Below are 25,212 nucleotides of genomic sequence, written 5' to 3'. Positions count from 1 at the left end.
ATGATTCGCTTTGAACACGTTAGTAAAGCTTATCGCGGTGGCCGCCAAGCTCTCCAAGGGGTTGATTTTCATCTACAACCCGGGGAGATGGCATTTCTAACAGGCCACTCAGGCGCAGGTAAAAGTACGTTACTCAAACTCATTTGCGGCATAGAGCGCCCAAGTGCGGGTCATATTCTGTTTAATGGTCATGATATTAGTCGATTGAAAAATCGGGAGATCCCTTTTCTGCGTCGGCAGATTGGAATGATTTTTCAAGATCATCACCTGCTATTTGACCGTACAGTGTATGACAACGTTGCGATGCCACTAATTATCTCTGGTGCAAGCACGGAAGATATTCGTCGACGTGTTTCTGCGGCATTGGATAAAGTGGGCTTATTAGACAAAGCAAAAAACTTTCCAATTCAATTATCTGGTGGTGAGCAACAGCGTGTGGGCATTGCTCGCGCAGTGGTTAATAAGCCGACAATGCTCTTGGCAGATGAGCCAACGGGTAACCTTGATGGTGAATTATCGGAAGGGATTATGCGGTTGTTTGAAGAGTTTAACCGTGTGGGAGTGACAGTTTTGATGGCAACCCATGATGTTGCGTTGATTGAGCGCCGTAACTACCGTGTTCTGACATTAAGTGAAGGTCGGATGCTTGGAGGTCAACATGGCTAAAAATGCTCGAAGAGCCAAGCCTGAACGTGCAATGCAATCAAAAAGCAAGGCACTCAAAGGGGGATGGCGCGAACAATGGCGTTATTCTTGGTTGAATGCACTGGCAGATATGCTCAGACAGCCTTTGGCAACCTTTTTGACCATCATGGTGATTGCGATTTCATTAACTTTGCCAAGTTTATGTTATGTGGTTTGGAAAAACGTATCTCAAGCTGCGGCACAGTGGTATCCGACGCCACAACTTACGGTTTATCTGGATAAATCCCTTGATGAACAAGGTGGGCAAAATGTCGTAACGCAACTGCAAGCACTTGAAGGCGTTGATCATGTGAATTATTTATCACGGGATCAAGCCATGAGCGAGTTTCGCAGTTGGTCAGGCTTTAGTACCGCATTAGATATGCTAGAAGAAAACCCATTACCAGCTGTGGCTATCATCACACCCAAAATTGATTTTGAAGGGTCGGATGTCTTAACGACATTAAGGGATAGAGTCGGCCAAGTTGATGGTATTGAAGAAGTACGTATGGACGATAGCTGGTTTGCGCGGCTTGCTGCCTTGACGAGCCTGGTGGGCAAAATAGCTTCAGTCATTGGTCTTCTCATGATTGTGTCTTTGTTCTTAGTGATAGGTAATAGTGTTCGTCTCAATATCTTCGCAAGGCGAGACACCATTAATGTAATGAAATTAATTGGTGCGACAGATGGTTTTATTATGCGGCCATTTTTAAACGGCGGCATTGTGCTCGGTGGTGTGGGGGCGATTATTTCGCTGATCATGACCTTCTTATTGGTTTGGCAACTAGGTAGTGGTGTGGCACAAGTCGCGAGTGTGTTTGGCACACAATTTCATATTGAGGGGTTACTTTGGGAAGAATCCCTATTAATCCTTTTATTGTCAGCGATGGTGGGGTGGATTGCGGCATGGTTAGCCACATTACAACATTTACGTCATTTTACACCTGAGTAACCGTTTGTTTTCTTGTCATTTTCAGTAAGGGCTATTGGTGGTTATATTACCCTAGCCCTTGATTATATTAGATATTGACTTTAAGAATGAACTTAGTCTGAATTGTTTTGTCCTATATTGACCCACCGTTAACAATTCTTGTATATAATTTATTTAATGCGGTGAAACTGGTAGACTATCTACTTGTTTACAGCATATCGTTTTTTCATTGTTAACCTATATGATGGTTATCAACATCGAATAAATTTCATTCCTAATATTTATAGAGGATCTGAATGACCAAAGACATGCAATCATTAACGCTTGTTCCGCAAGGAAGTATTGAAGCCTATGTTCGAGCTGCTAATGCTTACCCAATGCTGACCGCTGAGGAAGAAAAGGAACTTGCTGAACGGCTGCATTATAACGGCGATCTGGATGCTGCAAAGCAACTGATCTTATCGCATTTGCGCTTTGTTATTCACGTTGCTCGTAGTTATGCAGGTTATGGTTTACCGCAAGCGGACTTAATTCAGGAGGGTAATATCGGCCTGATGAAAGCCGTGCGCCGTTTTAACCCTGAAGTGGGAGTGCGCCTCGTTTCCTTTGCCGTGCATTGGATCAAAGCGGAAATTCATGAATATGTTTTGCGTAATTGGCGAATTGTTAAAGTTGCCACTACAAAATCGCAGCGTAAATTATTTTTTAACTTAAGAAAAAATAAGAAGCGTCTTGGTTGGTTTAATCAAGACGAAGTCGATATGGTCGCCCAAGAGCTTGGTGTGAGTACCAAAGATGTCCGCGAAATGGAATCACGCATGGCGGCGCAAGACATGGCATTTGATATGTCAGATGACGACGACAGTGCTGATTTCGGAGGCCCTGTTGCGCCTGTATTATTTTTACAGGATAAATCATCTGACTTTGCTGGCTCAATTGAAGATGATAACTGGGAAAGCCATGCAACTGATCGTTTAGCGGATGCGCTAGACTCATTAGATGAGCGCAGCCAAGATATCATTCGTGCTCGTTGGTTAGATGACGACAACAAAACCACATTGCAGGAATTAGCCGATAAATACGGTGTTTCTGCAGAACGTGTTCGTCAGTTGGAAAAAAACGCAATGAAAAAATTGCGTCTAGCGATGGAAGAAAACGACGACGAAATGTAGTTCATTTCACCTAAAGTTATCTGCATTTATTGCCTCTAAGAGGGAATAAATGCAGATGCTCATATCAATAAGTTATACAGCTAACTGCAGCAGACTTCATATTTATTCATCACTATACAACTCTAACGGCAGGCCATCAGGGTCAGCAAAAAACGTAAATCGTTTTTGTGTATAGGGATCGGTCCTCACCGCTTCACATGTAATGCCTTGTTTTGTTAAATAGGCAATCCACTCATCTAACTTATCAACGCTAAAAGCCAAATGGCGAAGCCCTGCGGCTTCAGGGTAACTAGGCCTTGCTGGTGGGTTTGAAAAGCCAAATAATTCAATTTGATAGAGCTCACCAAATGCTAAATCGGCCTTCCATGAGTCATTGTGAGGGCGATAATGTTCACTAAGTAAATTCAGCCCTAAAATGCGGCAGTAAAAATCTTTACTGACTTCATAGTGGGAAGCAATAATCGCAATATGGTGAATTTTATTTAATTTCATTTAAATGGCCTACGATGAGTTTCCATACACCAGTCTGTGAAGTGGCGTGAAATCCACAAGTGGTTAAAAATGCATGCATGACTTGAACTTGTTTTTCATCTAACTGATTAAACTTAAATTGCCATACCATGACTTCTGGGTGTGCTCGGTGTATTTCTTGTAATAAATAAAGGCCAACACCGCGCCTACGAGTGACTTCTCGCACGCAAAAATCATCAATAATGCCTTGTCTTTGGTCGATGGTGACTTTTGCTGCGGCAAGTAATCTATCATTAAAGCGGGCTGCATAAATTAAGTGCATTTCACCGAGCGGTTGTACACGTTTATCAATCTTCTGGTCTGGCCAGATTTTATCCAAGTCTTGGTACTGCTGCTCAGTAGGATTGACCAAAGGGATAATAGTGAGTCTCATGATGTTTTATCTGTTTCCCTGCAAGGGTTGCAGCTACTCGTCCTGCCAGAGTGATCTGTAACCGATTTTTTGATTTTAGAGAGAAAAATTTTGTCAGACTGCATTTTCCGAGTTTCACTCGGATTAATTTAAATTTAACTAGAATATAACACTAGTATTTACAAAAAACCTACTTAAACACATCAGTTTTTTATTCTGCATCTAATGTAATAACCTACCATATCCATTTGCTATTTAGCATAATTATCTTGTTTAATACTATGAAATATATAGCCTTATTCGCTGTATTTTGAAATATCAGGCATTGTACCTGTCAACCATAATAAACGATTATAAATCAAACACAAACACTCAGAACCATGAAGACGGGGACGATAAAATGAAGAATATAAATAAAGCAGTATTAGCGGGCTGCATCGCAATGGCGTTCAGCTCAGCAGGATGGGCGAAGGAAATTAAAATAGCAGTTGTGGGCGCGATGTCTGGCCCTGTCGCACAATATGGTGATATGGAGTTTACAGGTGCTCGCCAAGCGATTGCAGATATTAATGCAAAGGGTGGGATCAATGGCAACACATTAGTTGCCGTTGAATACGATGATGCATGTGATCCGAAACAAGCGGTTGCGGTTGCAAACAAAGTTATCAATGACGGAATTCGCCATGTTATTGGTCATTTGTGCTCCTCTTCCACACAACCTGCATCGGATATCTATGAAGATGAAGGCATTATCATGATCACGCCTGCGGCAACCAATGCGGATTTAACGACACGTGGTTACCAAATGGTGCTGCGTACAACGGGTTTGGACTCTGACCAAGGCCCTACGGCAGCGAAATATATTCTTGAAGAAATTAAGCCGTCACGTATCGCTGTTGTTCATGATAAACAACAATATGGTGAAGGTTTAGCGCGTTCTGTTCGTGAAAGCCTCAATAAAGCAGGGACGAAAGAAGTGATGTTTGAAGGTGTCACGGCTGGAGACAAAGATTTTTCTGCCTTAGTCGCGAAGCTGAAAAAAGAGAACGTGGACTTTGTTTACTTTGGTGGTTACTACCCAGAAATGGGGCAAATTTTACGCCAAGCAAAACAGGCAGGCCTGAATATTCGCTTTATGGGGCCTGAAGGTGTGGGTAACTCTTCGCTGTCTAACATTGCAGGTGATGCATCTGAAGGGATGTTAGTGACATTGCCAAAACGTTATGACCAAGTCGCAACTAACCAACCAATTGTTGATGCCATCAAAGCGAAAAAAGAAGACCCAACGGGGCCATTTGTGTGGACAACTTATGCGGCAATCCAAGGTTTAACCACTGCAATGGAACGTACAGGGAGCATTGAACCTGAAGACTTAGTCAAAGATCTGAAAGCAAATCCAGTAGATACCGTGATGGGTACACTGAGCTGGCAACCAAATGGTGACCTGAAAGGGTTCGAATTTGGTGTGTTTGAATGGCACAAAGATGGGACTTCCACTCCTATAAAATAGTACCCAGTAGTGTTCCAACGTAGTGAACAATAACCGGAAGTGAGTTGACTCGCTTCCGGCTTCTGTTCTCTATTCAGGACAAGCAGTTCGAAAGGAAAGTCTTATGTCAGATCAAATTCTTTATTTTATTCAGCAATTTCTTAATGGATTAACCCTTGGCAGCACCTATGCGTTGATCGCTATTGGTTATACGATGGTGTATGGCATCATTGGGATGATTAACTTCGCCCACGGTGAAGTGTATATGATTGGGAGCTACGTCTCTTTTATCGTGATTGCAGGCTTGATGATGCTAGGGATTGATGTTGGTTGGATCCTCGTAGCAGCCGCCTTTATTGCGGCGATCATCGTTTCCAGTGCGTATGGTTGGAGCATCGAGCGAGTCGCTTATCGGCCAGTGCGCCATTCTAAACGTCTGATCGCATTAATCTCAGCGATCGGAATGTCAATCTTCTTGCAAAACTATGTCAGCTTGTCTCAAGGCTCCCGCGATCTTGCATTACCTAGCTTAATTACAGGCCAGTGGGTATTAGGGGAAAGCGATGGTTTTGAAGCAACCGTGACAAAAATGCAGCTCACTATTTGGGTGGTTACGCTCCTTGCCATGTTGGCATTAACCCTTTTTATTCGCTATTCGAAAATGGGGCGTGCTTGCCGTGCTTGTGCTGAAGATCTCAAAATGGCCAGTTTATTGGGGATCAATACTGACCGTGTTATCTCACTAACCTTTGTGATCGGTGCTGCAATGGCTGCTGTAGCAGGGGTTTTATTGGGGCAATTTTATGGTGTGATCAATCCTTACATTGGCTTTATGGCAGGAATGAAAGCTTTTACTGCTGCAGTATTAGGTGGGATCGGCAGTATTCCAGGTGCTATGTTAGGTGGCTTGATCCTCGGAGTTGCAGAGGCGATGACTTCTGCTTATTTAAGTACTGAATACAAGGATGTTGTGTCATTTGGTTTATTAATTGGTGTTCTGTTAATCATGCCGACCGGCATTCTGGGACGTCCGGAGGTCGAAAAGGTATGAGAAAAGAAAATTGGATTAATGCCATTGTGGCATCGGCAACCTTCTTTGTTTTAGCCTTATTTATGATGGGCTTACAGCTTGCGCTGGATGGTACGAAATTGGTGGTAACCGTGGGGGATTCTGTTCGTTGGAACTGGATCATCGCTGGGATTGCGATCATTTTTGTTTATCAATTGGTTCGCCCAACCTTAAGCAAGGTTTGGCAAGGTGTACCTAAAAAAGCGTGGTCGATCCCTGATTTTGACGGCTCGACGACTAAGCAAAAAATTCTTGCTGTTGTTATCATTATCGCAGCTATCATTTGGCCATTTATTGTTTCACGTGGAAGCGTTGATATCGCCACCTTAACCCTTATTTATGTGATGTTAGGGTTGGGGTTAAACGTGGTTGTGGGCTTATCGGGCTTATTGGTTTTAGGTTATGCTGGCTTTTATGCGATTGGCGCTTATACCTTTGGTTTGTTAAACCATTATTATGGCTTTGGTTTCTGGGAAAGCTTACCAATAGCAGGGCTAACAGCCGCATTGGCTGGTTTTTTACTGGGCTTTCCAGTTCTAAGGTTAAGGGGAGATTACCTCGCCATCGTAACGTTGGGTTTTGGGGAAATTGTCCGTATTTTATTACTGAATAATACGGAGATTACGGGAGGTCCGAATGGGATCAGCCAATTGCCAAAACCGACGTTTTTTGGCCTCGAATTTAGCCGAACAGCAAAAGATGGCTGGGATACTTTCCATAACTTTTTTGGGTTAGATTACAATCCAGGCGATCGGATCATTTTCCTTTATTTTGTCGCTTTATTGCTGGTGGTTTTAACCCTATTTGTGATCAATCGATTACTGCGGATGCCATTAGGCCGCGCTTGGGAAGCTCTGCGTGAAGATGAAATTGCATGTCGTTCACTTGGCTTAAGCCCGACGCGTATCAAACTCACTGCATTCACTATCAGTGCCGCATTTGCGGGGTTTGCGGGAACGTTATTTGCCGCAAGGCAAGGGTTTATTAGCCCTGAATCATTTACATTTGTTGAGTCCGCGTTTGTTTTAGCCATCGTGGTACTGGGGGGAATGGGCTCACAAACCTCTGTTATTTTAGCGGCGATTATCTTAGTTGTATCAAGGGAAATGATGCGTGACCTCAACCAATACAGCATGTTATTGCTGGGTGCATTGATGGTGTTAATGATGATTTGGCGACCGCAAGGCTTATTGCCGATGAAACGCCGTCAAGTTCAGGTGAAAAAAATACCTGAAGGGGAGGGGGTATGAGCCAATTAACCACGCCTTTATTACAAGTCAGCGGGTTAACCATGCGCTTCGGTGGTCTACTTGCTGTGAATAATGTTGAGCTTACCCTTAATCAAGGGGAAATTGTTTCTCTAATTGGGCCAAATGGTGCAGGGAAAACAACCATTTTCAATTGTTTAACGGGGTTTTATAAGCCAACTAGTGGAACGATTTTGTATCGAGAAAAGCATCTCGAAGGTCTAACAGGGCAAGCTATTGCGCGTCTTGGTGTGATCCGCACATTCCAACATGTGCGGTTATTTAAGGAAATGACTGTCATCGAAAACCTGTTGGTCGCGCAGCATCAGCATTTAAAAAGTGGTATTTTTTCAGGGCTTTTGAAAACGCCAGCATTTCGCCGCGCAGAGTCTGAGGCTTTAGACAATGCAGTTAAGTGGTTAGAACGTGTGGATTTACTACCATTTGCCAATCGGCAAGCGGGTAACTTAGCTTATGGCCAGCAACGTCGGTTAGAAATTGCACGCTGTATGGTGACACGCCCTGAAATTTTAATGTTAGATGAACCCGCAGCAGGGCTTAACCCAAAAGAAACCAATGATTTAGATGATTTAATTGCCGAATTACGGACTCATCATAATGTTTCAATTTTATTAATTGAACATGATATGAAGCTGGTCATGGGAATTTCAGATCGCATTTACGTCGTCAATCAGGGCACACCATTGGCGAATGGCACACCGAGTGAAATACGCCAGCATCCTGATGTTATTAAAGCCTATTTGGGGGAAGCTTACTGATGTTAGAATTTAAAAAAGTTTCTGCTCATTATGGAAAAATTCAAGCATTACATGAGATTAGCTTAAATATCCAAAAGGGTGAGATTGTCACCCTGATTGGGGCAAATGGGGCGGGTAAAACCACGCTTTTAAGCACGCTTTGCGGTGATCCAAGGGCCTCTGAAGGGCAAGTATTGTATCGTGATGTGGATATTACTCAGTTACCGACCTCAAAAATAATGCGTGAAGATATTGCACTTGTGCCAGAAGGGCGACGAGTTTTTTCCCGTATGACTGTGGAAGAAAACCTTGCGATGGGCGGCTTTTTTGCCACGCGCCAACAATATCTAGAACGCATTGAGCGAGTGTATAAGCTGTTTCCTAGGTTATATGAGCGTCGTACTCAGCGTTCAGGGACGATGTCTGGTGGGGAGCAGCAGATGTTGGCAATCGGACGAGCATTGATGAGCCAACCTGAATTATTGCTACTGGATGAGCCTTCATTGGGACTAGCGCCAATCATCATTATGCAGATATTTGACACTATCCAGCAGCTGCGGGAAGAGGGAATGACAATTTTCCTCGTGGAGCAAAATGCGAATCAAGCCCTAAAACTCGCTGATCGTGGGTATGTATTGGAAAATGGGCACATAGTGCTAGAAGATAGCGGGAAAGCGTTATTGGCTAATGAGGCAGTGCGCAGCGCTTATCTCGGTGGCTAAAATTTTCGTCTCCCTTCGTGCTGTGGCGGTGTTGGCTTCGTTCACTAACCCTAGTCACATACTTGTGTATGTTCCTAGGGCTTAGCTTCACTTGCCGCCTAGCCACAACGCGAATGATTTAGAAAATTAAATTTTCGTCTCCCTTCGTGCTGTGGCGGAGTTGGCTTCATTCGCTAACCCTAGTCACATACTTGTGTGTGTTCATAGGGCTTAGCTTCACTTGCCGCCTAGTCACAACGCGAATGATTTAGAAAATGGCAGTAAGTTAGAAAATTAAGTCATCATTCACTTTTTTTGATTACACGGGTTGCTTGTTGATGAAGGTAGCCCGTTTTTGTTTTTTATGTACTGCATTTTGGGCGGCAGTGTAAATTTGGTCTCTATACATTGTTGCAAGGTTCTGTGAAGCGACTCGCAAATCCATTATTTGCTTGTTTCTATACATAAAATTAAATGTATATACAACTTTTCCTATAGAAACAGAGAGCTACTTATTGTTGTATAACTCCCCTTTCCTTCAGACCTCCACTCTTCGTATAAAATTTCAAAATTAAATGTATATACTTTGTGAAGTAAATGTATATATATTTAAACGCAAGAGAAATAGCTTCAGTGAATAAATAGCTTTGAGCAAGTTGGTGAATCATTAATCAATTGATTTTCAATTGATTAATTGACTTAAAATAAAAGTGTACAGTCACTAACAAAGTACCTCACAGATTATTATCACCAAAAGTTGTTAATTTAGCGTTAATTAAAAAATGGATGATAGGGGATACAACCATGTTAAACCGTACTGACTCAACACGTGTGATCCGCGCACCCCGTGGCAGCGAAAAAACCTGCAAAAGTTGGTTGACTGAAGCCGTTTACCGCATGCTTCAAAACAACCTCGACCCTGAAGTGGCTGAACACCCGCAAAGTCTTGTGGTGTATGGTGGCATTGGTCGTGCAGCCCGTGATTGGGAGTGTTACGACAAAATTTTAGAGGTGCTAAAAACACTGGATGACGACCAAACGCTGTTAGTCCAGTCAGGTAAACCTGTTGGTGTATTCCCAACCCACGCTGATGCGCCTCGCGTTCTGATTGCTAACTCCAATATCGTGCCACACTGGGCAAATTGGGATCACTTCAATGAGCTAGATCGCAAAGGCTTGATGATGTACGGCCAAATGACGGCAGGATCGTGGATTTACATCGGTTCCCAAGGGATCGTCCAAGGTACATACGAAACCTTTGTTTCACTAGCAAAACAACATTTTAACGGTAAGACAGCAGGGCGTTGGATCCTAACTGGTGGATTAGGTGGGATGGGCGGTGCACAGCCATTAGCGGCCACGATGGCTGGGTTTAGTATGATTGCTGTCGAGTGTGATGAAAGCCGTATCGATTTCCGTTTAAGAACACGCTATGTCGATAAAAAAGCGACTTCCCTTGATGAAGCGCTGCAATACATTGAAGAAGCCAAAGTTTCTGGCAAGCCTGTTTCTGTTGGCCTATTAGGCAATGCTGCGGATGTGTATAGCGAATTAGTGAAACGCAATATTACACCTGACTCAGTCACCGACCAAACCAGTGCTCACGACCCTGTACACGGCTATTTACCGCAAGGTTGGACATTAAGCCAATGGCGTGAAAAACAAGAGACTGCACCAGCCGAAGTGACCAGCGCTGCGAAAAAAAGCATGGCCGTGCAAGTGGATGCGATGTTAACCATGCAAAAACGTGGATCAGCAGCGTTTGATTACGGTAATAACATTCGCCAAATGGCTAAAGATGAAGGAGTGGCAAATGCCTTTGATTTCCCAGGCTTTGTTCCTGCTTATATCCGCCCTCTATTTTGTGAAGGCATCGGCCCATTCCGTTGGGTAGCCTTGTCTGGCGATCCTGAAGATATCTACAAAACAGACCAAAAGGTCAAAGAATTACTGCCTGACGATAAGCATCTACATAACTGGCTAGACATGGCGCGTGAGCGAATTGCTTTCCAAGGCCTACCTGCGCGTATTTGTTGGGTTGGCTTAAAAGACCGTGAAAGATTAGGACGTGCTTTCAATGAGATGGTGAAAAGTGGCGAACTAAAAGGCCCTATCGTGATTGGCCGTGATCACTTAGATTCAGGCTCGGTTGCTAGCCCTCATCGCGAAACGGAATCGATGAAAGACGGCTCTGATGCAGTTTCCGACTGGCCATTACTGAATGCGCTACTAAATACCGCGGGTGGAGCGACATGGGTGAGCTTGCACCACGGTGGCGGCGTTGGCATGGGCTTCTCTCAACACTCGGGTGTTGTGATTGTCTGTGATGGCACTGATGCTGCGGATAAACGCTTAGCGCGCGTTCTGCACAATGACCCTGCGACAGGCGTGATGCGCCATGCGGATGCAGGGTATGACATCGCCATTAATTGTGCGAAAGAGCAAGGTTTGAATTTGCCAATGGTGAAGTGATGTCGTTTGCCGGCTTAGGTCGGCAACTTTCTGGAAAATAAGGAATTCAGTATGAATGCTGCGTCAACTCAGAAAAGACAAGGGCCACTGGCTGGGATCAAAGTGATTGATTTAAGCCGTGTTTTAGCAGGGCCTTATTGCACGGGAATGATGGCTGATCTCGGTGCAGAAGTGATCAAAATTGAAGTGCCAGATCATGGGGATGACAGCCGCCACTTAGGGCCTTTTATTGAAGGTGAAAGTGTTTATTACGGCTTGATCAATAGAGGGAAGCGCAGCATCGAGCTGGATCTCAAAGCAGAGGAAGATCGTGCCATTTTATTTCAGCTGGTTAAAGAAAGTGATGTAGTGGTCGAAAACTTTCGCCCAGGTGTGACCAAACGCCTTGGTATTGATTTTGACAGTTTAAAGCAGCACAACCCAGCACTGATTTACGCAAGCATTTCCGGTTTTGGGCAAAATAGCCCATTAGCGAGCTACCCTGCTTACGACATTGTGGCACAAGCTATGTCAGGGCTGATGAGCGTGACGGGTTTCCCTGAAACGGGGCCAACGCGCAGTGGTGAATCTATTGGTGATGTGTGTGCGGGGATGTTTGCCTCTTGGGCGATTAGCAGTGCGTTATTTGCCAGAGAGCGCCATAACGAAGCGGCGCAATATATCGATGTTGCGATGGTTGATGTTTTGCTCAGCATGCAACTAACGGGACTTTCTAACCTATTTGCACATGATAAAGCACCGAGTTTAGTGGGTAATCGTCACCCTGTATCCACACCATTTGATACTTACCATGCCAAAGATGGTTTAGTGGTGATAGCCATTGCGAGTGAAAAACTGTTCCAACGTTTTTGTGAATGTATGGGAAAAATGCATTTATGCCAAGACTCACGCTTTCAAGATGACCCAAGCCGTACACGCCATCATGGGGAGTTAAGGGGGGAAATTGAGGGGTGGACTGCGCAAAAAACGGTAGATGAAGTGTGTGATTTACTGCTAAATGCAGGGGTTCCCGCCTCGCCTATTCATAATCTACAGCAAGCGACACAAAGCGAGCATGCTCAAGTTCGGCAGGTTCTCACACACCTGAATGATGGTGGGACTCCATTGATCTCTCAGCCAGTGTTCTTTAATGGCAGAAAACCCCATTCAACACGAAGAGCCCCTGTTTTGGGCGAAGCAAATGCACTGTATAAATCGGCAAGAACAATAAGCAAAAATAGGGAGGCCGTACAATGAGTTTTGAAATTAATGAAACAGAACAAGCTATTGTGGATGCAATTGAAAAAGTGTGTCGCGATATTTTGCAACCCAATGCACAGCGTTACGATGAAACGGAAACATTTTGTGCAGAAAGCTTAACCGCATTAGGCGAAATGGGCGCTTGGGGAATTAACCTACCTGAACAATATGGCGGTTTCGGCCTTGGTAGTATTGCGATGAGTATGATTGTTGAAGCGGTCGCGGCAGCTTGTGCCTCTACATCATCCTCTTTAACCGCTCATTTTTTAGCCACTGACTCTATTTTGATCGGTGGAACGGAAGAACAAAAAGCGTATTGGTTACCGAAAGCCGCTTCAGGTGAGTTACTGGGTGCTTTTGGTTTAACTGAACCCGCTGCGGGTTCGAACCCTGCAGATATGCGTACTATTGCAACACGTGAAAATGGTGGCTGGCGTATTCGCGGGAATAAGCACTATATTACTAACGCCAAAGAAGCGGATTTTATTGTGTTATATGCCAAAACAGATGTTGAAGCGGGGGCTCGCGGTATTAGCGCATTTATGATCCCAAAAGGCACTGAAGGGGTGGCATTTTCTCAGCCAGAAAAAACCATGGGGTTACGCGGCAGTACAATTTACGAGCTAGCACTGAATTGCTGGCTACCTGAATCTGCCTTACTCGGTGAAGAAAATAAAGGCTTCCATACTGCAATGGAAGTCTTAGACAAAGGCCGTGTTGAAGTCGCTGCAACATCACTGGGCATTGCTCGTGCGGCGATGGAAAGCACGTTGGGCTGGGTAAAAGAGCGTCAAATTGGCAAAAAGCCATTAGCGGCATACCAAGGCACACAATGGCGTCTAGCAGATATGCATACACAGCTTGAAGCTGCTCGTATGTTGACTTGGCGTGCTGCAGAGCTGCGTGATTCAGGTGAGCGTTTTAGTTTGCAATCGGCGACAGCAAAACTGTTTGCGGCGGAGTGTGCGGGGTTTGTCACTGATGCTGCGCTGCAACTTCATGGGGGATATGGGTATATTCGTGATTTACCCCTTGAGCGGTATGTTCGTGATGCACGTATTTTGCGTATCTTTGAAGGCACATCCGAAGTTCAAAAAATTATTATTTCGCGTGCTGTATTGGATGCAATGTAATTTATTGAAATCATTATTTTTACCAGAAGCGGGTAGACGGGACAGGCGGCTACTCGCGAGTCAAGCAACATAGGAAGCACTACCTGACAACAGGATCATGGAATTAAAAACACAACAACAATCAGGTTTAAGAATGTATTTCAATTATTGATTATGGGTGGATAACAGATAAAACATCACCCAATGTAATGTGTAATCACTGTACTCACCATCACAGTTTTTACGAATTCATTACAGTTAATTGGTTCATTCTTTAAGCCAGCCTGCTTAAAGAGGAGTTACCATGACAGTTTCAAACGACATCGCAACAGGGCAAAAAGGTCGGCAGGACAATGTCCCGCTTATTGAAGCGCGTTCCATCGATTACATTCCTGAATCTGAACGCCATGGCACCTTATCTAGCCAGTTTACACTTTGGTTTGGTGCTAACTTACAAATTACCGCTATCGTTACAGGGGCGCTCGCTGTTGTGCTTGGGGGCGATGTATTTTGGTCATTAATTGGATTATTTATTGGTCAATTATTAGGTGGAGCTGTGATGGCATTGCATGCGGTGCAAGGGCCTAAACTGGGACTACCTCAAATGATTTCAAGCCGTGTACAATTTGGTGTTTATGGTGCGGTTATTCCTATCTTATTGGTTTGTATGATGTATGTTGGGTTCTCTGCCAGTGGAACGGTATTAGCAGGCCAAGCGGTTGGGCAGCTGCTTCATGTGACGGATTGGGTTGGGATCTTAATTTTTGGTGCGGTGATTATCGGGATCACTATCTGTGGTTATCGGATCATTCATATTTTAGGTAAGGCCGCGAGTGTTGTTGGCGTTATTGCATTCTTTTATCTATTCTTCCGCCTGTTTTACATGAATGATGTCTCCGTATTAATGGAAAATCGCCATTTTGATTGGACACATTTCTTATTAGCCATGTCACTCTCAGCATCTTGGCAAATTGCTTTTGGCCCTTATGTTGCTGACTACTCGCGTTATTTACCAACTAAAACACCAACTATTAAAGCCTTTCTGGCGGTGGGTTCAGGGACGGTCATTGGTACTCAAGCGTCAATGATTTTAGGGGTGTTTGCAGCGGCCTTAGCGGGGAATAAATTTGCAGGCAACGAAGTTTCCTACATTGTGGGATTGGGAAGTACAGGCCTCATTGCTGCACTGTTATATATCACAATTTTCTTTGGGAAAGTGACCATCACGGCGTTAAATGCATACGGTAGCTTTATGTCGATGGCGGCAATTGTTTGTGGGTTTAGAGGGAAAAACACCATTACGAAAGGGCAAAGATTGTTTTTTATCGTTTTAATGGTGAGTTTTTCAACCTTATTAGGGTTAGCTGGCCAGCACTCGTTCTTAAAATTATTCTCTGCTTTCTTACTGTTTTTACTGGCATTCTTCACTCCATGGAGTGCGATCAATTTGGTTGACTACTACTGGGTGACAAAGGGCCGCTACGATGTGCCTGAACTCGCAAACCCGAACGGTCGTTATGGCCGCTGGAATAAAGTGGGGATTTTCACTTACATCATTGGCGTATTGATCCAATTACCCTTTATTTCAACAGGTTTCTATACTGGCCCATTAGTTGAACACCTTGGTGGCGTCGATGTTTCATGGATAGTGGGCTTAGTTGCGACCAGCATTATTTATTATATCGCGATTAAAAAATGGCCAATGTCTGTTGCTGATAGGCTGATATTACCAACCACGAAATAACCAAATGAACCATTTGATTTAATTAATAAAAGAATACATTGAGCGAGCCAATAGCAGTGAAGCTTTCACTGCTAAGGCTTCCCTCAACCTAAAAACGATTCAAACCACCTTAATAAAAGCCAATCGTTAATAGAATTGGGATAGGAGTTGCTATGAAAATTTTAGTCGCAGTGAAGCGAGTGATTGACCATAACGTTAAAGTACGCGTAAAAGCCGATGGCTCGGGGGTTGAGCTAGCTAACGTCAAAATGGCGATGAACCCCTTTGATGAAATTGCGGTTGAGGAGGCTGTACGCTTAAAAGAAGCAGGCAAAGCGACTGAAGTTGTTGCCGTTTCTATTGGTGATATTAGCTATCAAGAAACTTTGCGTAGTGCGATGGCGATTGGGGCAGACCGTGCCATTTTAATTCAACGCCCAACGGAGTTAGTTTTAGAATCACTCGATATTGCGCGTCTATTACAGCAAGTGGTGGCAAATGAGCAACCCGATTTAATTTTATTAGGCAAACAAGCGATTGATGATGACTGTAACCAAACAGGGCAAATGTTGTCAGCATTATTAGACTGTGGGCAAGCGACATTTGCATCACAAATTGTTGTTGAAGGCAACGCATTGCAAGTCACTCGTGAGATTGATGGTGGTCTGGAAACACTGGAGATGGCGCTCCCTGCGGTTGTGACAACCGATTTACGTCTCAACGAACCCCGTTATGCAACTTTGCCGAACATCATGAAAGCAAAGAAAAAGCCGTTAGATATCATCGATATTTCGAATATGAACTTCTCTCCTTTGGGGCAAACCAAAACTATCAAGGTGTCTGAGCCGAAAAAACGGGCTGGGCAATGTACTTTACTCAATGATGCAGCGGCATTAGTGAGCGCCTTACAAGCAAAAGAAGTGATTTAACCAAGGGGAATGACAATGAGCCAATCATCAGTTTTAGTTATTGTTGAGCATGATAACCAGACAATAAAATCATCAACTTTTCATAGTATTACGGCTGCACTGGATATTCTATCTGTGGGTGGACAATTGCATTTACTTGTTGTGGGCGACAACACTGAAAACGTGGTGGAACAAGCAGCGGGCTTAAAGGGGGTGAATAAAGTATTAACGATTCAATCAGATGCTTTGAAAGACCAACTGGCGGAACCCATGACCAGTGCGATTGTTTCTGTTGCACAAAATTATAGCCATTTACTGTTTCCTGCGACAACCTTTGGTAAAAATATCGCCCCACGTGTTGCCGCAAAATTAGGTATCGCACAAATTTCTGACATCACACAAGTTATTGATGACCAAAATTTTATTCGACCTATTTATGCAGGGAATGCGTTGGCAACAGTACAGAATAATGGGCAGCAGGTGGTGATCACTGTACGCAGTTCGGCATTTAGCGGCGTATGTGAAGCACAACATAGCGCAGAAATTGAACACATCACCCCAAATAAACTTATTCAACGAGCTCAATTGAAAAGCCAGTCACTCACACAAGTTAGTCGCGCAGAATTGAGCTCAGCGAAAGTCGTGATTTCGGGAGGGAGGGGGTTAAGTTCGGGTGAAAACTTTGCGTTATTAGAAACCATCGCAGATAAATTGGGTGCTGCTGTCGGCGCATCCCGTGCAGCGGTAGATGCGGGGTATGTACCCAATGATTATCAGGTGGGGCAGACAGGAAAAATTGTCGCGCCAGAGTTATACATTGCCGTTGGGATTTCTGGTGCAATTCAACATATTGCAGGGATGAAAGAGAGCAAAGTGATCGTTGCCATAAATAGCGATCCAGAAGCGCCAATCTTCCAAGTAGCAGATTACGGTATTGTTGGTGATCTGTTTGAAATCTTACCTGAACTTGATAAAGCGCTTGCGTAAGAGGTGCATATGGCTATCGACAATAGAGAAAATGTAAGCGAGGCTCCTGAGCGGGAATCGATGGAATTTGATGTCCTGATTGTCGGTGGGGGGCCTGCGGGATTATCAGCGGCGATCCGTTTAAAGCAGGTTGCTGCTGAGCAAGGCTCTGAACTGTCAGTATGTTTGATTGATAAAGGTGCAGAAATAGGTGCCCATATTCTGTCAGGTGCAGTGATAGATCCTCGTGCATTAAATGAATTATTACCTGATTGGCAAGATAAAATTTCGACGCCGCTAACCTCCGTCAGTCAGGACAGCTTTTTATGGCTAAAAGAAAATAGCTCAAGCCAATTACCGTTACCACTATTGCCTAATTGTTTAAAAAATAAAGGAAACTTAATTGGTAGTCTAGGGCAAGTAAGTGCGGCTTTAGCTGTTGAAGCCGAGGCTTTGGGTGTTGACGTTTTTTCTGGTTTTGCTGCAACACAGGTACTTTTTGATGATGCAGGCCAAGTCATTGGTGTGACAACGGGTGATATGGGGTTAGATAAAGCGGGTAACCCAACGGCGATGTACCAACCTGGAATGAACTTGCTGGCTAAAATGACATTTTTTGCCGAAGGGTGTCGTGGTCAATTAGGTAAGCAGTTGATAAATCATTTTAATTTGGATTCAAATAGCAGCAAACAAAGCTATGGTTTAGGGATTAAAGAAATCTGGCAGATCCCGAAAGATCAGCATCAAGCAGGGTTAGTTATTCACTCTGTTGGTTGGCCGTTAGATAACCACACTTACGGCGGTGGGTTTGCCTACCACTACGGTGAGAATTTAGTTGCGATAGGGTTAGTTGTTGGTCTGAATTATGAAAACCCGTATTTATCTCCATATGAAGAGTTTCAACGCTTAAAAACACACCCCGCCTTTAGCACTTTTTTATCTGGTGGGGAAAGGCTCAGTTACGGTGCGCGAACGATGGTTGCTGGGGGATTATCCGCACTCCCTGAATTGAGTTTTCCTGGGGGCGCATTAATCGGTGATGATGCTGGATTTCTCAATGGGGCCAGAATTAAAGGAACACATTGTGCAGTAAAAAGTGGATCATTGGCTGCAGACGCTTTTTTAGCGTGCTTTAAAAATCAATCGATTGATTTTACTCAATTTACTCTTGAATATCGCCAAAGATTTGAGCAGAGCTGGTTATATCAAGAGCTTTACCAGACTCGTAACTTCAAACCTTATATGAAAAATGGATTAGTGATGGGCTCAATGTTATTTGGTGTAGAGCAATTATTGTTAAAAGGCCGTAGCCCATGGACATTAAAGATTAAACAGGCGGATCACGAAAGATTGAAAGAAGCTAAAAACTTCAAGCCAATCACTTACCCTAAGCCTGATGGAAAACTGACCTTTGACCGACCCTCTTCTGTATTTTTATCGAATACTAACCATGAAGAAGATCAGCCTTGCCATCTTAAACTGGTAGATACAAATGTACCGATTCGAGTCAATTTAGAGAAATATGCCGCGCCAGAAACGCGTTATTGTCCTGCTGGGGTCTATGAAATTATTGGCGAGCAACACCAAGAGAAGTTACAGATTAATGCGCAAAATTGCCTGCATTGTAAGGCTTGCGATATTAAAGACCCGCAGCAAAATATTACTTGGACTGCACCGCAAGGTGGGGAAGGGCCAATATATCAGGGGATGTGAAAACAAATTTGTTGTGATGCAGATGTGCTTGATGTCTTTTTTATATTTATCAGTCGCTTTGGGGCAATTTTGCCCCATTTTTTTATCTTTGCATTAATTCTCAATACGCGAATGCAATTTTAATTTGTAACGAGAACCTGCTGTGACCATATTGACGTAGCTAATCAGTGTATTTCCAGTCCAAGTTCGACGCCTAAGTTGCAGGCAAGGTGAATTTTCTTTAATCGATAATGATTGAGCGATGGATTTTGTGGCTAATGCCGCTTCTATGGTGTGTTCCATTTCACTTACAGGAAAATGGCGTTGTAAATAGCCACTTGGTGTTTCTGTATCCCCATATTTTTGCTTAACAAATTCAGGAACGATTGCGTGGTTAACGTAGCGTTCTTCCAACATGAGAGGGATATCATTTTCAAAATGTAGTACTTTACAATAACCGACCTCACTTCCTTCACTAATTCCGAGTTGTAGCGCAATTTCTGCAGATGCAGGGATGACTTTTAATTGCAGTTGATGCCCACTATACTTCTTGCCGCTTAGGGATATTTCATCAAAGATATCAAATGCTTTTGTCACTGGAAGCTCATGCTTTTGTGTCGCAACAAAAGTACCTTTACCTGCAATTCGGTTTAAAATCCCTTTTTGGCTTAATTCAGAAATGGCTTTGTTTACTGTCATACGGCTGACATTAAACTGCGCACATAGCTCAAGCTCTGTGGGAATCTGTGTTTCGGGTTTAAAAATACCCAAATCAATGCTGCGTAAAATGTAAGACTGAATTTGCTTATAAGCAGGTTGTGATGTCATCGCTTTTATTCAAAATTGTCGTTAGAGGAAGGCCGAGTAAATCGATTTTATTGCCATATTATATGTATAGACTTTTTTGTGATTGCAAGTTTATCAGTAATTATTGGCTTTACTAGTAGATAGCGCGTATTTCGAAATATAAAACCTCGAAAAATAGGTGCTTAAGGGCACTCGTCATTATCTGAATTATTTTATTATAAGATAAGTTTCACTAGGGCAATATGCCTTTATTTATTATCATAATGTTAAATTTACTTAGCGAAATAGGCATTATTCATGCGAGTTCAATATTTCCATGTCAATCTTACTCAGTGTGATTATCAAAATGTCAGTCCAATTGGTATGGCAAGGCTGATAGCGTCAGGGAAAGTTTTTTTCTTTAATCAAGATGACTTTAAAAATAGTAAGATTTTTTTGGAACGCCTACAAGAAGGCGATTCTTTGGTTATTTGTGCAGAAGAACTGAACGATGGCAGCTATTGGTTAGAATGGGTCTATCATGAAAAACATGGTCGATTAGAGCCCGATAGAAATGTGAGTTTTACGCGCTCTCTTGGTAAGCAATATATCATTTCGCTCGTGTTAATGGCCTTAATCCCTGTAGTGTATTATTGCTTTATGGTTGCCGAAGATAGCTTTCTAATGATAGCGCTGGTGGCAATTTTGGGTTGTGCCGCTTTTTGTGGCATCGTTTTATTTGGCCTAGCCCTTGCACAAACGAAGCGCATTATTAGTCCTAAACGAAAACAAATTTTAAAAGTATTAGACCTTATTATCGAGGGGCGATTCAAAATTAACGAACAAAGCCCATTGATTGAAATTGACGGTATTAAAAACCCTAAATCTAAGGCCAGTAATTTACGTAAGACTAAAGATATTAGCATTGATAAAACCTCATTATCGGTTACTCGCGGTAAGGTGAATATTACAGATAATCAAAGTTTGACCATTAAGGCAGGGGATACAGAGCAAGCGCTAAACCTTATCAGCTTACAAATTAATAAAAGCCATATGGAGGTTTTAGTTTCAGCCAATGAGCCTTTGTTTAATAACCACAACTTATTTATTGCGCAAGGTGATGAGCTCGAAGTTTTCCATAAAAATATCCAAGATCACTCAAATGAACAGGCAATATTTGGTATCTATAACCATCAAGATGGACTTGCCTACAGTCTAATTGGCCGAGGTGCTCCACAAGAACGTGGTTTTTATTTCGGCTTATGGGGATTTACCTGCTTTCTTTTAATTTTCTTTGTTCTTATTGCTGTCGGGCTAACAACTTCTGAAACAATAGAGAAAGGCAATTATTGGGACTATTGGGATTGGGTTAATATCTTAGATACAGGAGGAATGTATATTAGCGTTACGACAACCATTTTATTGGGGATAAGCTTTTCAATTGGTTTGGGCGTTGCAATATATTACCAATTCTCTCGACGAGGTAAGGCCTATTATCAATCACAATATATTTTGAAACATTTACGTCGCCAACATGGTCAAACAGATTATGTGACGGAGGTGCGTTCATGAACCCCTTTCTCAGTAAGCGTTTTATCTTATTAACTGCAGTTTTTGCATTAAGTTTGTTATCGACCGTTTTAATTTTTGTGCGAGACGGTAGTATTGCTTGGCAAATAGAACATCATCAAGAAAACCGTTCTGCAATTACCAATTATGATTGGGCGACGACTTTCCCCGCTGAAAATGGCACATTAATTGTGACGCAAAAAAGCCAGAGTTCAAATTATTACTACTCATCATATAATCCATACGCATATGAAAGAGAATATGACTACCAAGTATTATTTGCAGATAATCAAAGTATCCGTTTTATCACTCGTGGTGATAAAAGCTTTTATAATGCGATATGTGAGAGAAAACAATGCTTATTGTTTCTTAGAGATGGCTACCAAACTATCGATTTAACAACACTATCAGCCAGTAACATTATGCCATGGGAAGATAAATCTGGCGTTCAATTTGCAGGGTTGATAACAGGTAAAATTTATCAATCTAAAAATTATCCTGCTTATGTTGTGGCAAATAATGAAAAAATTTTTGTTAGCCAAGATAAAGGTATGACATGGGAACATTTTATGGATGTTCGGGAGCTCGCTAAGTCACTGTACCCTGAGGAAATAGAGAGTCGCTCTGAATTTGCTTTTGCCACATACAGGGACAAAGTCGTTATGTGGTATAGCTATGGTCATCAAATGGGATCGTTGGAAGTAGTTATGGATATTCCGACTAAACAAGTGGTTAGTAGTAAATGGCTACCCGTGCGTATTAATGAAGCAGCACAAAACCTGAATGGTGATATTTTTGTTATTGCTCAAGAACCGTCTCGCCGATTGTTTTCGTTAATGCAATTTCACCCCAATGGAAACTTCGAATTAATCGCAGAGAGTGGCTATAACAATTTACATAGTTTAAATGTTGGTAACCAAGGATTAATTGTTTCGATTTCAGGTAATGGCTCGCAACAATATTTGATGATGGATATTGCTACAAAGAAAACTCGCTATCGTCCAGATCTCTCACTATACAAAAAAATATTTAATGGGGAAAACCAGTCTTTTATTGAAGTAGAAAGTACTTACTCGAATGAGGGAACTCTCACTAGAGGTGCTCAGGTTTCTTACCAATCTGCTTTTTAATATAGCTAATCTATGAGGTGTGTTATCACACCTCTATTTAATAGTATAGTTATACAATATTTTAGTATTTCCATAATGAGTTAAGTCTGTTAAATAATATTTAACGAATTAAGGCGTCTAGTTTATTTTTTATTTAACATTAATGATTGATTTTAATTATCTTACTTTTCAAGTTGATGGGGATTTGAATTGGAAGTAATTTATTAATTTGAATTACTATTATTTTTATTTAATTCTTTAATATTGTTTCCTCTTTAAATTATATGACAATTAATGGCTATTTAAAGTAAACAATCCGTCCAACAAGAAAAGGCAGATTTTAAATGAAAAAAAACATAACCTATTTTAATAATTCTAAATATGATAGTGATACTTATGGTGATCTTAAAGGTACGGTCTATTATGTGCAAAATAGTATTATACCCGCAAAAAATCATGTGAGTAATGATATTCAACCAACGTTAATATCAAATAGAAAAACAATGTTTATGTTTAAGCCTCATGACGATTTATTAAGCGAATCTCCTATTCGAATTGCTATTTATAATGAAAATTCTGATATTTTATTTAATCAGGAAATGTTATCTCCTGAGCACCTAACCAAGACCTGTTCGAACGTATATGCTGAAATAGAGGCTGATTTTTCACAGCCATCCTATTTTGATTTTACCTTAGATAATAGTGAACAATTACAAAACGCTAAAGATCCATTGTATTTTAATAAGTTTATTGACGAATATAACACAATAAATGTAGTAACTTATGATGGCGGATACTCTCCATCCTTTGAGTTATTTTATAATTTGGATTATGCGGGTAAAAAAGTGTTATTCCAATGTACATCAACATGGGGGATTTCAATTCTCTTTAATTCTACAAAGAAAAATCTTGAACAAGGGGATTCCTTATTACTTGTTAATGAAAGAGGGACATGGTACGAGTCAACTGACAGCAATAGTGATGGAAAGTTTTTATCAGAAATTCAATATATAGGAAATACTTGGTCTGTCGTTGTTCCTCAAGATGTTATTCAACCAGGAATAAAGCTTAAATTTATCCGAGATAATAAATTTGGCTTTATTGATAAGCCTATAGTAAGAGCACCTAATCAGTTGTTCTTAAATACGATTGCAATTGGTATGTTAACTCCCCATAGAGAGAAATTTGAATTTCAAGAAAACCCTGAATATCATCGTCAATATTTTCAACAAATTCCAGTATCTCGTTTAATCGTCAATACATATGATCCTATCGATTTAGATGAGGTGATGCTGTCTGATGGACGCTTACTTACTGGCCATGCACCAGGGAATGGTGGCTGGCACGATGGAATTATGAGGGAACAAATTGCCAAGTCACTGATTGCTTCAGGAATTAACTATGCAAATTATGGTATCAATGTAACAGGTAGAGAGCTTGGTCCAAGGGGAAATACATCACAATTTACAGTACATACAAGTATAGGGATGTATGAGAATGGCATACAAGTTCATGGAGGATCGGGTGGAAGTGGCATGGTGACGCTAGATGACACGATAGGAAATGAATTTAGTCATGAAGTTGGGCATAACTTTGGTTTAGGGCATTACCCTGGGGATTTTGATGGCTCAGTTGCTCAGATCCCAACTCATCGAAACTCTACATGGGGATGGGACTGCGATAATAATTTTTTTCTGCCTAATTTTAAACAAGATATCACCAACAAACCTACATATCTAGAAGATGAAGGAATTGGGCCGTGTGCACCCCCTTTTGAAGGCCACTCTCTTGGTAGAGATGCTATGGCGGGAGGCAGTCCAATGTATGAGAAGCACAATGTTTTTACTTTACATACACCATATTCATTATTTTATATTCAAAATGATTTGGAGAGCAAAGCGATATTTGATCCAAATTCTAAAACAGGATTTAGCATTTGGAATAATCAAGAAAATAAAATGGTAGAGTATGAGAATAAGGTAAACAAATATGATTTTAAGTGGGTCACTATTAAAAATTCTGTAGATATTACAGCTGATTATATAAATGATTACTTTGAAGAAAATAAATATATTTATATTGATATTTATGACGGGAATTGGGCTGGAAATGTTTATTTTCCAGATGCGAATGATGACAATAATGGCAATGTTATAAAAATCAACTCGAGATCTAGTTATGGTGTTTATTTACATATGAATGGAACTATTTTATCAGCTGAAAAAAATATTGAATTATACTATGTCTCAAATGGCGTTATTTGGGTTATTGAAGACGAACCTTATGTTGACTTGGTTCCTTTAGAACAAGGTAGGAAAGTAATTACTATTATTGGGTTTTACGATCCACGTAATGAATTACCAAGTTATATATACCCTCCGTTAAATTCAGCATATGGAATGATATATGAATCAGATAAGGTTATGGATAATAGTAATTGTTACCTTGAGGTTGAATATACTGATGGTTTATTGAGTTTCCATAAGCTGAAGAATATTAGAGTTAGAGATGATGAAATGAATCAGTTTCATATTAATGTGAGTCGAGATTTATCTCCAAAATTAGCTCGTATCATTGTTCGGGGGGGGGTTGTCGCGGAGAAGTCAATAAATCTTGGGAGTGATAATTTAGCATACACAATTAATGAGCATTAATTATTTTAAAGCTAATGCCATTATTTAGATTAGAATTAAAATTGATGG

21 protein-coding genes are annotated in these 25,212 nt (G+C 41.7%); 18 read left to right on the top strand and 3 right to left on the bottom strand.

The genetic code is table 11. The features are described from left to right. From ftsE to rpoH, 3 genes are all read left to right on the top strand, one after another. Entirely contained in the window at positions 1 to 666 is a 666-nt protein-coding gene (ftsE, locus tag M1F05_RS17820; protein WP_206083498.1) for a cell division ATP-binding protein FtsE, read from the top strand. Then, positions 659 to 1,636: a permease-like cell division protein FtsX gene (gene ftsX, locus M1F05_RS17815; RefSeq protein ID WP_206083499.1), complete on the top strand. Its 978-nt coding sequence runs from the start codon at positions 659 to 661 to the stop codon at positions 1,634 to 1,636. The genes ftsE and ftsX overlap by 8 nt, the downstream gene beginning before the upstream one ends. A gap of 275 nt (positions 1,637 to 1,911) precedes the next feature. Continuing rightward, the gene (rpoH, locus tag M1F05_RS17810) at positions 1,912 to 2,787 is read left to right on the top strand and encodes an RNA polymerase sigma factor RpoH (protein ID WP_206083500.1); all 876 of its coding nucleotides are present in this window, start codon (positions 1,912 to 1,914) and stop codon (positions 2,785 to 2,787) included. A 102-nt stretch (positions 2,788 to 2,889) separates the two neighbouring features. On the opposite strand, the gene M1F05_RS17805 is transcribed toward rpoH, so the two are convergent. Together M1F05_RS17805 and panM are read right to left on the bottom strand one after the other, a co-directional pair. Beyond that, positions 2,890 to 3,279, bottom strand: coding sequence for a VOC family protein (locus M1F05_RS17805; RefSeq protein WP_206083501.1), 390 nt, complete (start codon positions 3,277 to 3,279; stop codon positions 2,890 to 2,892). Beyond that, on the bottom strand, positions 3,266 to 3,691 hold the full coding sequence (gene panM, locus M1F05_RS17800; RefSeq protein ID WP_206083502.1) for an aspartate 1-decarboxylase autocleavage activator PanM: 426 nt from the start codon (positions 3,689 to 3,691) through the stop codon (positions 3,266 to 3,268). The genes M1F05_RS17805 and panM overlap by 14 nt, the downstream gene beginning before the upstream one ends. 379 nt (positions 3,692 to 4,070) lie before the next feature. On the opposite strand from panM, the gene M1F05_RS17795 reads away from it, so the two are divergent. From M1F05_RS17795 to M1F05_RS17740, 12 genes are all read left to right on the top strand, one after another. Further along, entirely contained in the window at positions 4,071 to 5,180 is a 1,110-nt protein-coding gene (locus M1F05_RS17795) for a branched-chain amino acid ABC transporter substrate-binding protein (RefSeq protein WP_206083503.1), read from the top strand. Positions 5,181 to 5,283: 103 nt separating this feature from the next. Continuing rightward, complete coding sequence (gene livH / locus M1F05_RS17790; protein ID WP_206083504.1) at positions 5,284 to 6,210, top strand: high-affinity branched-chain amino acid ABC transporter permease LivH; 927 nt, start codon at positions 5,284 to 5,286, stop codon at positions 6,208 to 6,210. After that, complete coding sequence (locus tag M1F05_RS17785) at positions 6,207 to 7,478, top strand: high-affinity branched-chain amino acid ABC transporter permease LivM (RefSeq protein ID WP_206083505.1); 1,272 nt, start codon at positions 6,207 to 6,209, stop codon at positions 7,476 to 7,478. The genes livH and M1F05_RS17785 overlap by 4 nt, the downstream gene beginning before the upstream one ends. Beyond that, a complete protein-coding gene (gene livG, locus M1F05_RS17780; protein ID WP_206083506.1) occupies positions 7,475 to 8,254 on the top strand; it encodes a high-affinity branched-chain amino acid ABC transporter ATP-binding protein LivG in 780 nt (259 codons plus the stop codon). The genes M1F05_RS17785 and livG overlap by 4 nt, the downstream gene beginning before the upstream one ends. Next, on the top strand, positions 8,254 to 8,955 hold the full coding sequence (gene livF, locus M1F05_RS17775) for a high-affinity branched-chain amino acid ABC transporter ATP-binding protein LivF (protein WP_206083507.1): 702 nt from the start codon (positions 8,254 to 8,256) through the stop codon (positions 8,953 to 8,955). Before livG ends, livF begins: the two co-directional genes overlap by 1 nt. A gap of 783 nt (positions 8,956 to 9,738) precedes the next feature. Beyond that, positions 9,739 to 11,406, top strand: coding sequence for a urocanate hydratase (hutU, locus tag M1F05_RS17770; RefSeq protein WP_206083508.1), 1,668 nt, complete (start codon positions 9,739 to 9,741; stop codon positions 11,404 to 11,406). A 51-nt stretch (positions 11,407 to 11,457) separates the two neighbouring features. Then, positions 11,458 to 12,642, top strand: coding sequence for a CaiB/BaiF CoA transferase family protein (locus M1F05_RS17765; protein ID WP_206083509.1), 1,185 nt, complete (start codon positions 11,458 to 11,460; stop codon positions 12,640 to 12,642). Beyond that, positions 12,639 to 13,778 (top strand): acyl-CoA dehydrogenase family protein, encoded by a 1,140-nt coding sequence (locus tag M1F05_RS17760; RefSeq protein WP_206083510.1) that lies wholly within the window; start codon positions 12,639 to 12,641, stop codon positions 13,776 to 13,778. The genes M1F05_RS17765 and M1F05_RS17760 overlap by 4 nt, the downstream gene beginning before the upstream one ends. Positions 13,779 to 14,061: 283 nt before the next feature. Next, positions 14,062 to 15,501 (top strand): purine-cytosine permease family protein, encoded by a 1,440-nt coding sequence (locus M1F05_RS17755; protein WP_272516318.1) that lies wholly within the window; start codon positions 14,062 to 14,064, stop codon positions 15,499 to 15,501. A gap of 152 nt (positions 15,502 to 15,653) precedes the next feature. Next, positions 15,654 to 16,409, top strand: coding sequence for an electron transfer flavoprotein subunit beta/FixA family protein (locus M1F05_RS17750; protein WP_206083512.1), 756 nt, complete (start codon positions 15,654 to 15,656; stop codon positions 16,407 to 16,409). Positions 16,410 to 16,424: 15 nt separating this feature from the next. Further along, entirely contained in the window at positions 16,425 to 17,375 is a 951-nt protein-coding gene (locus M1F05_RS17745) for an electron transfer flavoprotein subunit alpha/FixB family protein (protein ID WP_206083513.1), read from the top strand. A gap of 9 nt (positions 17,376 to 17,384) precedes the next feature. After that, positions 17,385 to 19,067 (top strand): electron transfer flavoprotein-ubiquinone oxidoreductase, encoded by a 1,683-nt coding sequence (locus tag M1F05_RS17740; protein WP_206083514.1) that lies wholly within the window; start codon positions 17,385 to 17,387, stop codon positions 19,065 to 19,067. A gap of 93 nt (positions 19,068 to 19,160) precedes the next feature. On the opposite strand, the gene M1F05_RS17735 is transcribed toward M1F05_RS17740, so the two are convergent. After that, positions 19,161 to 19,874 (bottom strand): UTRA domain-containing protein, encoded by a 714-nt coding sequence (locus M1F05_RS17735; RefSeq protein ID WP_206083515.1) that lies wholly within the window; start codon positions 19,872 to 19,874, stop codon positions 19,161 to 19,163. Positions 19,875 to 20,150: 276 nt separating this feature from the next. On the opposite strand from M1F05_RS17735, the gene M1F05_RS17730 reads away from it, so the two are divergent. From M1F05_RS17730 to M1F05_RS17720, 3 genes are all read left to right on the top strand, one after another. Then, positions 20,151 to 21,404, top strand: a complete 1,254-nt coding sequence (locus M1F05_RS17730) for a hypothetical protein (RefSeq protein WP_241016813.1) — start codon at positions 20,151 to 20,153, stop codon at positions 21,402 to 21,404. Then, positions 21,401 to 22,531, top strand: coding sequence for a hypothetical protein (locus tag M1F05_RS17725; protein WP_206083516.1), 1,131 nt, complete (start codon positions 21,401 to 21,403; stop codon positions 22,529 to 22,531). The genes M1F05_RS17730 and M1F05_RS17725 overlap by 4 nt, the downstream gene beginning before the upstream one ends. 323 nt (positions 22,532 to 22,854) lie before the next feature. After that, positions 22,855 to 25,164: a M66 family metalloprotease gene (locus M1F05_RS17720; RefSeq protein WP_206083517.1), complete on the top strand. Its 2,310-nt coding sequence runs from the start codon at positions 22,855 to 22,857 to the stop codon at positions 25,162 to 25,164. The last annotated feature ends 48 nt before the right edge of the window (positions 25,165 to 25,212 follow it).

Source organism: Providencia sp. PROV252, assembly GCF_033676005.1.
GTDB lineage: Bacteria > Pseudomonadota > Gammaproteobacteria > Enterobacterales > Enterobacteriaceae > Providencia > Providencia vermicola.
The sequence above is the reverse complement of the archived record's forward strand: the minus strand, read 5'-3'. Positions and strand labels throughout refer to the sequence as shown.

Bases quoted from the DNA above. Each gene is read 5' to 3' on its own strand.
- ftsE (WP_206083498.1), top strand. From the start codon at position 1: ATGATTCGCTTTGAACACGTTAGTAAAGCTTATCGCGGTGGCCGCCAA.
- ftsX (WP_206083499.1), top strand. From the start codon at position 659: ATGGCTAAAAATGCTCGAAGAGCCAAGCCTGAACGTGCAATGCAATCA.
- rpoH (WP_206083500.1), top strand. From the start codon at position 1,912: ATGACCAAAGACATGCAATCATTAACGCTTGTTCCGCAAGGAAGTATT.
- M1F05_RS17805 (WP_206083501.1), bottom strand. From the start codon at position 3,279: ATGAAATTAAATAAAATTCACCATATTGCGATTATTGCTTCCCACTAT.
- panM (WP_206083502.1), bottom strand. From the start codon at position 3,691: ATGAGACTCACTATTATCCCTTTGGTCAATCCTACTGAGCAGCAGTAC.
- M1F05_RS17795 (WP_206083503.1), top strand. From the start codon at position 4,071: ATGAAGAATATAAATAAAGCAGTATTAGCGGGCTGCATCGCAATGGCG.
- livH (WP_206083504.1), top strand. From the start codon at position 5,284: ATGTCAGATCAAATTCTTTATTTTATTCAGCAATTTCTTAATGGATTA.
- M1F05_RS17785 (WP_206083505.1), top strand. From the start codon at position 6,207: ATGAGAAAAGAAAATTGGATTAATGCCATTGTGGCATCGGCAACCTTC.
- livG (WP_206083506.1), top strand. From the start codon at position 7,475: ATGAGCCAATTAACCACGCCTTTATTACAAGTCAGCGGGTTAACCATG.
- livF (WP_206083507.1), top strand. From the start codon at position 8,254: ATGTTAGAATTTAAAAAAGTTTCTGCTCATTATGGAAAAATTCAAGCA.
- hutU (WP_206083508.1), top strand. From the start codon at position 9,739: ATGTTAAACCGTACTGACTCAACACGTGTGATCCGCGCACCCCGTGGC.
- M1F05_RS17765 (WP_206083509.1), top strand. From the start codon at position 11,458: ATGAATGCTGCGTCAACTCAGAAAAGACAAGGGCCACTGGCTGGGATC.
- M1F05_RS17760 (WP_206083510.1), top strand. From the start codon at position 12,639: ATGAGTTTTGAAATTAATGAAACAGAACAAGCTATTGTGGATGCAATT.
- M1F05_RS17755 (WP_272516318.1), top strand. From the start codon at position 14,062: ATGACAGTTTCAAACGACATCGCAACAGGGCAAAAAGGTCGGCAGGAC.
- M1F05_RS17750 (WP_206083512.1), top strand. From the start codon at position 15,654: ATGAAAATTTTAGTCGCAGTGAAGCGAGTGATTGACCATAACGTTAAA.
- M1F05_RS17745 (WP_206083513.1), top strand. From the start codon at position 16,425: ATGAGCCAATCATCAGTTTTAGTTATTGTTGAGCATGATAACCAGACA.
- M1F05_RS17740 (WP_206083514.1), top strand. From the start codon at position 17,385: ATGGCTATCGACAATAGAGAAAATGTAAGCGAGGCTCCTGAGCGGGAA.
- M1F05_RS17735 (WP_206083515.1), bottom strand. From the start codon at position 19,874: ATGACATCACAACCTGCTTATAAGCAAATTCAGTCTTACATTTTACGC.
- M1F05_RS17730 (WP_241016813.1), top strand. From the start codon at position 20,151: ATGCGAGTTCAATATTTCCATGTCAATCTTACTCAGTGTGATTATCAA.
- M1F05_RS17725 (WP_206083516.1), top strand. From the start codon at position 21,401: ATGAACCCCTTTCTCAGTAAGCGTTTTATCTTATTAACTGCAGTTTTT.
- M1F05_RS17720 (WP_206083517.1), top strand. From the start codon at position 22,855: ATGAAAAAAAACATAACCTATTTTAATAATTCTAAATATGATAGTGAT.